General features: G+C 54.6%; 9 protein-coding genes. 7 read left to right on the top strand and 2 right to left on the bottom strand.

Annotated elements, in window-relative coordinates:
* Positions 1-291: 291 nt before the first annotated feature.
* Both istA and istB read left to right on the top strand, forming a co-directional pair.
* Positions 292-1521, top strand: coding sequence for an IS21 family transposase (istA, locus tag Q0C28_RS05490; protein WP_293573647.1), 1230 nt, complete (start codon positions 292-294; stop codon positions 1519-1521).
* Entirely contained in the window at positions 1518-2354 is an 837-nt protein-coding gene (gene istB / locus Q0C28_RS05485; RefSeq protein WP_293573646.1) for an IS21-like element helper ATPase IstB, read from the top strand. The genes istA and istB overlap by 4 nt, the downstream gene beginning before the upstream one ends.
* Here istB and Q0C28_RS05480 read toward each other — a convergent pair.
* Positions 2329-2913 carry a nucleotidyl transferase AbiEii/AbiGii toxin family protein gene (locus Q0C28_RS05480; RefSeq protein ID WP_293573645.1) on the bottom strand — a complete coding sequence of 195 codons (585 nt, stop codon included), beginning with the start codon at positions 2911-2913 and terminating at the stop codon, positions 2329-2331. The genes istB and Q0C28_RS05480 overlap by 26 nt on opposite strands.
* A 2-nt stretch (positions 2914-2915) precedes the next feature.
* A complete protein-coding gene (locus tag Q0C28_RS05475; RefSeq protein ID WP_293573644.1) occupies positions 2916-3512 on the bottom strand; it encodes a DUF6088 family protein in 597 nt (198 codons plus the stop codon).
* Positions 3513-4037: 525 nt separating this feature from the next.
* Here Q0C28_RS05475 and Q0C28_RS05470 point away from each other — a divergent pair.
* The 5 genes from Q0C28_RS05470 to Q0C28_RS05450 all read left to right on the top strand — a co-directional run.
* Positions 4038-5102: an endonuclease/exonuclease/phosphatase family protein gene (locus Q0C28_RS05470; RefSeq protein ID WP_293573643.1), complete on the top strand. Its 1065-nt coding sequence runs from the start codon at positions 4038-4040 to the stop codon at positions 5100-5102.
* 11 nt (positions 5103-5113) lie between these two features.
* The gene (locus Q0C28_RS05465) at positions 5114-5722 is read left to right on the top strand and encodes a 3'-5' exonuclease (RefSeq protein WP_293573642.1); all 609 of its coding nucleotides are present in this window, start codon (positions 5114-5116) and stop codon (positions 5720-5722) included.
* An 87-nt stretch (positions 5723-5809) separates the two neighbouring features.
* On the top strand, positions 5810-6298 hold the full coding sequence (locus tag Q0C28_RS05460; RefSeq protein WP_293573641.1) for a hypothetical protein: 489 nt from the start codon (positions 5810-5812) through the stop codon (positions 6296-6298).
* A gap of 197 nt (positions 6299-6495) precedes the next feature.
* Complete coding sequence (locus Q0C28_RS05455; protein WP_293573640.1) at positions 6496-6903, top strand: hypothetical protein; 408 nt, start codon at positions 6496-6498, stop codon at positions 6901-6903.
* Between the two features lie 158 nt (positions 6904-7061).
* On the top strand, positions 7062-7189 hold a 128-nt coding region (locus Q0C28_RS05450), incomplete at its 3' end, for a DUF4172 domain-containing protein (RefSeq protein ID WP_293573648.1).

The raw sequence follows: 7189 nt of genomic DNA, 5'->3' as shown, positions 1-7189 counted from the left end.
GTTTCTTGCGCAAACTGGGGTACACGTATAAAAAAAATCGCTGGTGGCAGCCGAAAGGCTTCGCTCACGTGTGAAGCGTCTTCGGCAGGGCTGGTTCAAACACCGCATGCCCGCCATGCGCGCGCAGCCCACAAGGCTTGTTAGTGGCAGCCGTAATCTCCCCAAAAGTGGCAATTGAAAGTTCCCCACCCGGCAGCGTCAGTGCCAATTCCAAACTTCAAATATTTGGAATTTGTGCTGTCGCGGGAAACAGGCCTGATGCTCTGATTATCGAGAGACAGGGGCCGTCAGGTGAAGGGATTGAGGGAGATCGTTTTGATCCACGATTTACGAAGACAGGGGCTGAGTATCTCGGCCATCGCGCGCAAGGTTGGTTCTGACCGCAAGACCGTGCGCAAGTATCTGGAACAGGGTTTGGAAGCGCCGAGCTACAGCCCGCGTCCGCTGCAAGGTAGCGTGCTGGACCCGTACCGTGAGTATCTGGAAGGGAGGGTTCGGGCTTTCCCTGATCTCTCGGCCCGGCGCTTGCTGCGCGAGATCAAGTCCATGGGGTATGAAGGCAGCTATTCGACGCTGAAGCCCTTTCTGCGTGAGTTGCGTCCGCCCAGGCGCGCGCCCTTTGCGCAGCGGTTTGAGACGCCGCCCGGTCGTCAGGCGCAGGTGGACTTTGCCGAGTTCAAGGTTGAGTTCACAGACGAGCCTGGTGTCATCCGGAAAGTCTGGCTTTTCAGCCTCGTTCTTGGTCACTCGCGCTGGCTCTGGGGCCGGTTTGCGTCCAGCCAGAACTTGCAGACGGTTCTGCGGTGCCACATGGCCGCCTTTGGGGAAATGGGCGGGGCACCGGAGGAGGTCCTCTATGACCGAATGAAAACCGCCGTGATTGGCGAGGATAGCGCTGGCGTCGTCACGTATAACAGCTCACTCGTTGCCCTTTTGAACCACTACGGCGCTGCGCCCCGGGCCTGCAAACCATACAGGGCGCAAACCAAAGGCAAGGTGGAGCGTCCGTTCCGATATATCAGGCAGGACTTCTTCTTGGCTCGGACGTTCCGCAATATCGACGATCTCAACGCCCAGTTCGACGCATGGCGGTGCGAGATCGCCAATCCCCGGGTACACGCAACCACGGACCGGATCGTTGATGAAGCTTTTGCAGAGGAGAAACCTGCGCTCAAATCTCTGCCCGCCATTCCCTACAGCGCTGTTCTGACGGTTGAACGGCGGGTCAGCCATGAAGGCATGGTCTCGGTCGATGGCAATTACTACTCGGTGCCGGACACCACTCGCAGGCGCACGGTCGAAGTGCAGAACCACGTCGACGAGATACGCATCTTCGAAAATGGCATCTGCATTGCCCACCACCCGGTGCTTGAAGGGCGCAATCGGCGCCGGGTTGACCCTGTGCATCGCAAAGCCCCGCCGCCACGCGCCATAGCGCAAAGGTCGAAGGGCGTGCCGCAGCGCTCACTCGCGTTCTATGATGCGGTCGGTCAGCGGCTGGCTGCGGGAGGTGTGCAATGACCGCAACACTCGACCGGATCCGCGGCGCACTTGTCGGCCTGAAGATGCCGCGCGCCCTCGAAGCGCTGGACCACACGATGCAGAAGCTGGAACAAGGCGAGATCTCAGGGATCGAGGCACTGGATGCACTGCTCAGTGAGGAATACGCCACCCGGGAAACCCGCCGGATTGATGTCGCGCTGAAAACCGCCAAGCTGATGCCGATCAAAACACTGGAAGGTTTTGACTTCACCTTCCAGCCCTCGCTTGATCGGGAGCGGATTGCCGCGCTGGCGCAGCTGGACTTCATTCGTCGCGCCGAGGTCGTCCACTTCCTGGGCCCGCCTGGTACCGGCAAGTCGCATCTGGCGACAGCACTGGGCGTCGCGGCTGTGAAGGCTGGAAAGCAGGTCTATCGCGCAACATTGGCCGAGCTCATCAATGCTCTGGTCAAGGCTGAGCGTGAGGGACGCTTGGCCGAAAAGATCCGCTTCTATGCGCGCGCATCCCTGCTGATCGTCGATGAGATCGGCTATCTGCCGATCACCCAAGGCGGCGCAAACCTGTTCTTCCAACTGGTGAATGCCCGTTACGAAAAGGGGGCAATGATCCTGACATCCAATCGAGGCTTCGCCGAATGGGGCGATGTCTTCGGCGACCCCGTCGTGGCCACAGCGCTATTGGACCGGCTGTTGCATCACGCCGTCGTCGTCCAGATCGAAGGCGCCAGTTACCACCTGCGCGGCCACGCCGATCTGATACCTGAACACACCCGCACAAACGCACCCATCACACCGCCGCCACCGCCAAAACGGCGCGGTCGTCCACCTAAAAACGGAGCTGCAAGTCACTGAACCGGCTGACAACCGAGACCGCAAAACTGGGGAATTTTAACCTGCCCGTTTTGGGGAAAATTGAGATGCCATTGACACCGGCACCGTCCGACAAGGATGGATAGGCGAAGAGCAGGGTTTGTGCATCACCTGGGTCAACTGTCAGGGAGAAGCCCTGATCCAGACTGGCATCGAAAGCGACCTGAATCTCAGCCAAAAGCGGTCCAGAGACTTCCGCCTCGGCCGCATCCTGCAACTCTTGCAATAGTTGTTTCTGTTTCTTTCCGGATAAATCTGGGTTTTCGGGATCGCGGTCGCCTTCAAAACCAAGCTGTGTCCGATCTAGGGATAGATCCACATCTTCCGAGAAGCGATGGATCACGTCATAGGCCTTGGAAAGGGACGTGCCTCCTTTGAAGATCATGTGATCGCCAAAGGAGGGCAAGGCGAAAAGCTGCTTCAGGGACCAGCAAACCCAGAAGTCCTTCTCGACAATGGCCTTGGATAGCCCGAGCTGCGCCGCAGCCTCTTGGAAGGCCTCGTCTCGTTGTTCAGGGGCGTCGTTGGCAAACTGATCCATGCTCAAGCGTGCGCAACGATCTGCTGCACAACAGGATGCATCCAGGCAGGCACATGCTTGCTTTGCTTGGAAAGCAGAGTCCTATCCTTGTCATCAAGTGAGCGTGCCAATTTGCCAATCACCTGGTCATCGACCCGGTCCTTGCCGACATAACGCAGCGCTTGAAACACGGCACCGGTCTTCTGGCCCGCGCCAACGAGCGTCTTAGAGGACGCATTGCGAAACTGGATCACCTGCCGACCGATTGTCTTTGTACGCGTCGGGCCATCAGTCATGTAAGTGGGCTTGGATGGCACCTGGGTAGAGAGTCCCAGCTGATTGGCCGCCATGGCGGGGGAGGGCTGCAGGACCTGGTTGTCCTTGCGAGCCACAGCCTGCGCGACATCGTCCGCGGACGGCGACAGATAGCCAAAGCGCAGGCTTTTCTTGGGATAGTCGTAGAGTCCCCGCGTCAGGCGCCGGATCACACCCTGATCGGCCAGGCGCGACAACGCCTGATCCACGCTGGCGCGGGACCCGATGTCCAGAAAATCCGACGGTGCAAAGATTGCTCCGCGGCCTTTTCCGATGATGCGTTGTTTGATCTTCGATGTGATCATCGATCTATCTCCTTGTCAGAAAATAGAGTGTGTTTTTCTGAAAGTCAATGTTGGAGAATGCGTATATAGGGCCGTCTCAGAAGGTGGGACACGGCATTTTGCTGTCGTTGGAAATAACTTCGAGCCGTCTGCACTGGCCGAAAGCGGCCGATCACGCGATCATTCAAGAATGTCTAGTACTTCGATGACATCCTGCGCTCGGTTAACAAATGGGTCGTTAGGCTTTTTTTGGCACGCAATCGATCGGCAGAATGTTTCAACGACAGCAGCGGTTCGGCTTAGTCCTGGGGCTTTTGAAGTCGCTGTTTTCGACCAAAATCGTGCAGTTGACCGGACTGTGGGTCGCTTCCCCTCATTCGCCCCCAAGAAAATGATGCACGCAAAGAGTTTTCCACAACACTTAGTTCTGCACAAAGGCCATAGACGCACGCCAAGATTGTGTTTTGGGATTTGGATTTTTTAAAATAGGCTCTCAGCAAGGCCGCATATTTGGCCGTTTGTAGTGCTTTGAAGGGACTTCTTTTTATGGCTCGAAATCAATTATCTCCAATCCTTGCAACCTTGTTATTCGGTATTGTGTCGACATCATCGATGGCCCAATCAAGTGAAACCCTTCGCATTGGCACCTGGAACATCGCAAATCTGCACCATGAAAGTGGCGTATCTCTGAGGGGCTCAGCACTTGCACGCGACGACCTGGACTATGCACGCCTTGCTGAGGTGGCAGCTGTGCTGGATCTAGATGTGGTTGCGCTTCAGGAAGTTGGTTCGCCCGCAGCCATTGCACGAATTTTTCCAGCAGATGAGTATCATGCCATCATCTCTGACAGATACGTCAAAGGAGCAGAAGAACAGCCCGCTGGTCAACGGGATATCTACACAGCATTAGTGTTTTCTAAAGACAGTTTTCCAGAAGCGCCCAATGTCACGACGATGGATGCTCTAAGCATTCAACACATCGGATTTGATCGGGACGGTACACCGAGCAGCCGTCCGACGAGGGCAGGGGTCATGGTGGATATCGAGTTGGGCGGCGAGACAGTCCGACTTCTTGGTGTACACCTAAAGTCATCATGCCACAGATGGTCTTTGGACCCGATCCAAGACCAGAATAACGATGGTCGTTTTTTCCGCTCTCGGTTCGATTGCCGGACCTTGGATGCGCAACTGAACATCTTGGAAAACTGGATTGAGCAGCAATCGGCGCAAGGAATACCAACGATTGTTCTGGGCGATTTCAACCGAGACATGAATGCTGAAAACGCTGACGGGGATTCGATAGATCCGTTCTGGATGCAACTGAACGACGGAACACCAGGTGGCCTTGAGCTGGCAAAAGGACCGCTCGGTATTGACGAAGTCTGCTGGCCCAGACATGGCGACAGGTTCGATGATCATATCGATTTCGTGATCTACGATCAGGCCTTGTCCGGTCTCGCGACGTTGGTCGAACCTCAGAAATTCAGCATGGGACATGAAGATGATCCCAGATACGCAACCATACCCGATCCCAACAATCCTGATTGGGACATTCGACAGAACCAGCGACTGTCTGATCATTGCCCTGTCGTTATGGAAATTCGCAAATAGGAGATTTCAACATGAGTGATTTACACCCAATCTTTGATGCCAAGCTTTCTGAAATGGACATCGCTGTCTTCGACCTTGAGACAACTGGCCTTCATTCCTCAAAGGATGCCATCATTCAAATAGCCGCGGTTCAGGTGAACCGAGCCGAACTTGGCGACGACTGGATGAGCTTTATTGATCCAGGGCCGGAACACCGCCCCATCCCTGATTTCATTCAAGACTTCACAGGCATTCAAGACGGTCAACTTGATGGCGCTCCGAACTTAAAATCAATGATGGAAACATTTGATGAATTCGTCGGTACGCGCATTGTTGCAGGACATAACGTTGCGCGATTTGATTTGGGATTCATCAGGCGGGCCGAGGTGCGCACTGGTGTGGAAGTGCAATCTGACTACTTTATCGACACTTTGAAGCTGATGCGCCGTTTGCATCCGGTCCTTGAAAGCAAGAAACTCGCAGCGTGTGGAACGTTTTACGGCATCGATTTTGACGCCAACGCACTTCATGATGCGCTTGCAGACACTCGTCTTGGTGCTCAGGTCATGCTGAAACAGTTCGAAGATCTCAGTGATCGCGGTGTAGAGACGTTTTCTGACATGCTTCAGTTCTTGTCTTGATACCCTTCTAAGTAATCATGGATCTGTATCGCTTTCGGGCCAATAAGTACGCCAGAAAGCAAGCAAATACCGGGGGGTCACGAGTTAGTGGCAGAGCCATTTACAGAGAATGAATGGGCGCAAATAAATGCGCACCTGGATATCAATCCTGCACAATATGGCCTGCCGGAACGGCGCGATGGATCGGTAGTTCTGTTAAGTTGGAACATCCGGAAGTTTGGCGCTTTTGAAGAGGGTGGAACACCCAAGAAGTCGGCTGGAGCTTTTGCATTGATTGAGCGTGTCTGTGCTCTCGCAGACCTCGTTGCGATCCAAGAGGTGCAACGTGACACTGGCAGTCTCTATGAGTTACGAAACCGTTTGCGATTGACCGGTGCACCTTGGGAAGTGGTCATAAGTGACGTCACAGGAATGGCGCCTGGTTACGACGGCATGGCTGAAAGGCACGCTATTCTCTTTCGCTCTGATCGGGTGAAGCGTGGCGACTTAGCATCTGACCTTTCCTTTGATCGTTCTGCAGTTCTAGAGAACAGCAATGACGCGCTCCGTGCGTTGGTTAAAGGGATCAAACGGTGAGCCTGCATTTGATCGCTATACACATGACTTCACGGACCATATGCCAATCTGGCTGCGGCTGCCTGTTCCTGCAGATGGACAGGCCGACTTCACGGTGGCCGAGTGAATGATCCAAAGGCAACGAGCAAACACCATAAGTAGCCAGTTTTTGGAGATGGCCAAAAGTATGGGGCCACAATTTTGTGGGGAGATGGCAGATGAGTAGCTTTTTTGGATTTCTTGCGGATTTCCCAACTTGGCTTCTGATCATTATCGGCATCTGCTTGATTGTGCTGGTGTGGGTTCTGTCTTCCGTCGCTCTAAGAAGCCAGTTGAAGAGGGGGCTGACGCTCTCGGACGCCAAAGACGAGATGGAGATCCGGAAGGCCTTCTTTACCATCGTCGGCATGGTCAGCATTGTGATTACAATCGCCTTTACCGCTTCCGAGGTGTCAGTCGCTGTGCGCGCTGAAAATAGGGAGCAGCTCTATGCAGCCCTAGGTCAATTGGCTGAAAGTAATGCCCAGAGTCCTGAGGTGAGCGCTGCTGCCCTTTTACAGCTTGGCAAGCTTGGGGCACACTCTCCTGACGACCTGCCAGCGTTGGTACGAGTTGTGAACGCATAGGGAGAAGCAATCCCGGGGATGAAATGCGGGCCGGACCATATCTTAAGATGAGACTGGCCTCTTATTGAGGACTTCATTGGCTTCCGTGACTTGATTAACTGTCACATTCACCTCATAAAGTGATATAATGTGATTAGAATACGGACAGCAAACGCATCATGGTACATATCTGGCAATCGGAGTTTTGGCCGAAGTTTGGCTATGATCGGACTGAGACCGAGCCGTATCTTGCCGCTGCTGCCGAGGCAGTCGGTGAGGTGTCTGGGCTGATCGCCGGGCTGGACGC

This window comes from Phaeobacter sp. (genome assembly GCF_022825805.1).
In the GTDB taxonomy this organism is placed as follows: Bacteria; Pseudomonadota; Alphaproteobacteria; order Rhodobacterales; family Rhodobacteraceae; genus Phaeobacter.
This window is presented reverse-complemented; position numbering and strand designations above follow the sequence as displayed.

Excerpts from the sequence above, each read along its gene's own strand:
- istB (WP_293573646.1), top strand. The coding sequence starts at position 1,518 with ATGACCGCAACACTCGACCGGATCCGCGGCGCACTTGTCGGCCTGAAG.
- Q0C28_RS05480 (WP_293573645.1), bottom strand. The coding sequence starts at position 2,913 with ATGGATCAGTTTGCCAACGACGCCCCTGAACAACGAGACGAGGCCTTC.
- Q0C28_RS05475 (WP_293573644.1), bottom strand. The coding sequence starts at position 3,512 with ATGATCACATCGAAGATCAAACAACGCATCATCGGAAAAGGCCGCGGA.
- Q0C28_RS05470 (WP_293573643.1), top strand. The coding sequence starts at position 4,038 with ATGGCTCGAAATCAATTATCTCCAATCCTTGCAACCTTGTTATTCGGT.
- Q0C28_RS05465 (WP_293573642.1), top strand. The coding sequence starts at position 5,114 with ATGAGTGATTTACACCCAATCTTTGATGCCAAGCTTTCTGAAATGGAC.
- Q0C28_RS05455 (WP_293573640.1), top strand. The coding sequence starts at position 6,496 with ATGAGTAGCTTTTTTGGATTTCTTGCGGATTTCCCAACTTGGCTTCTG.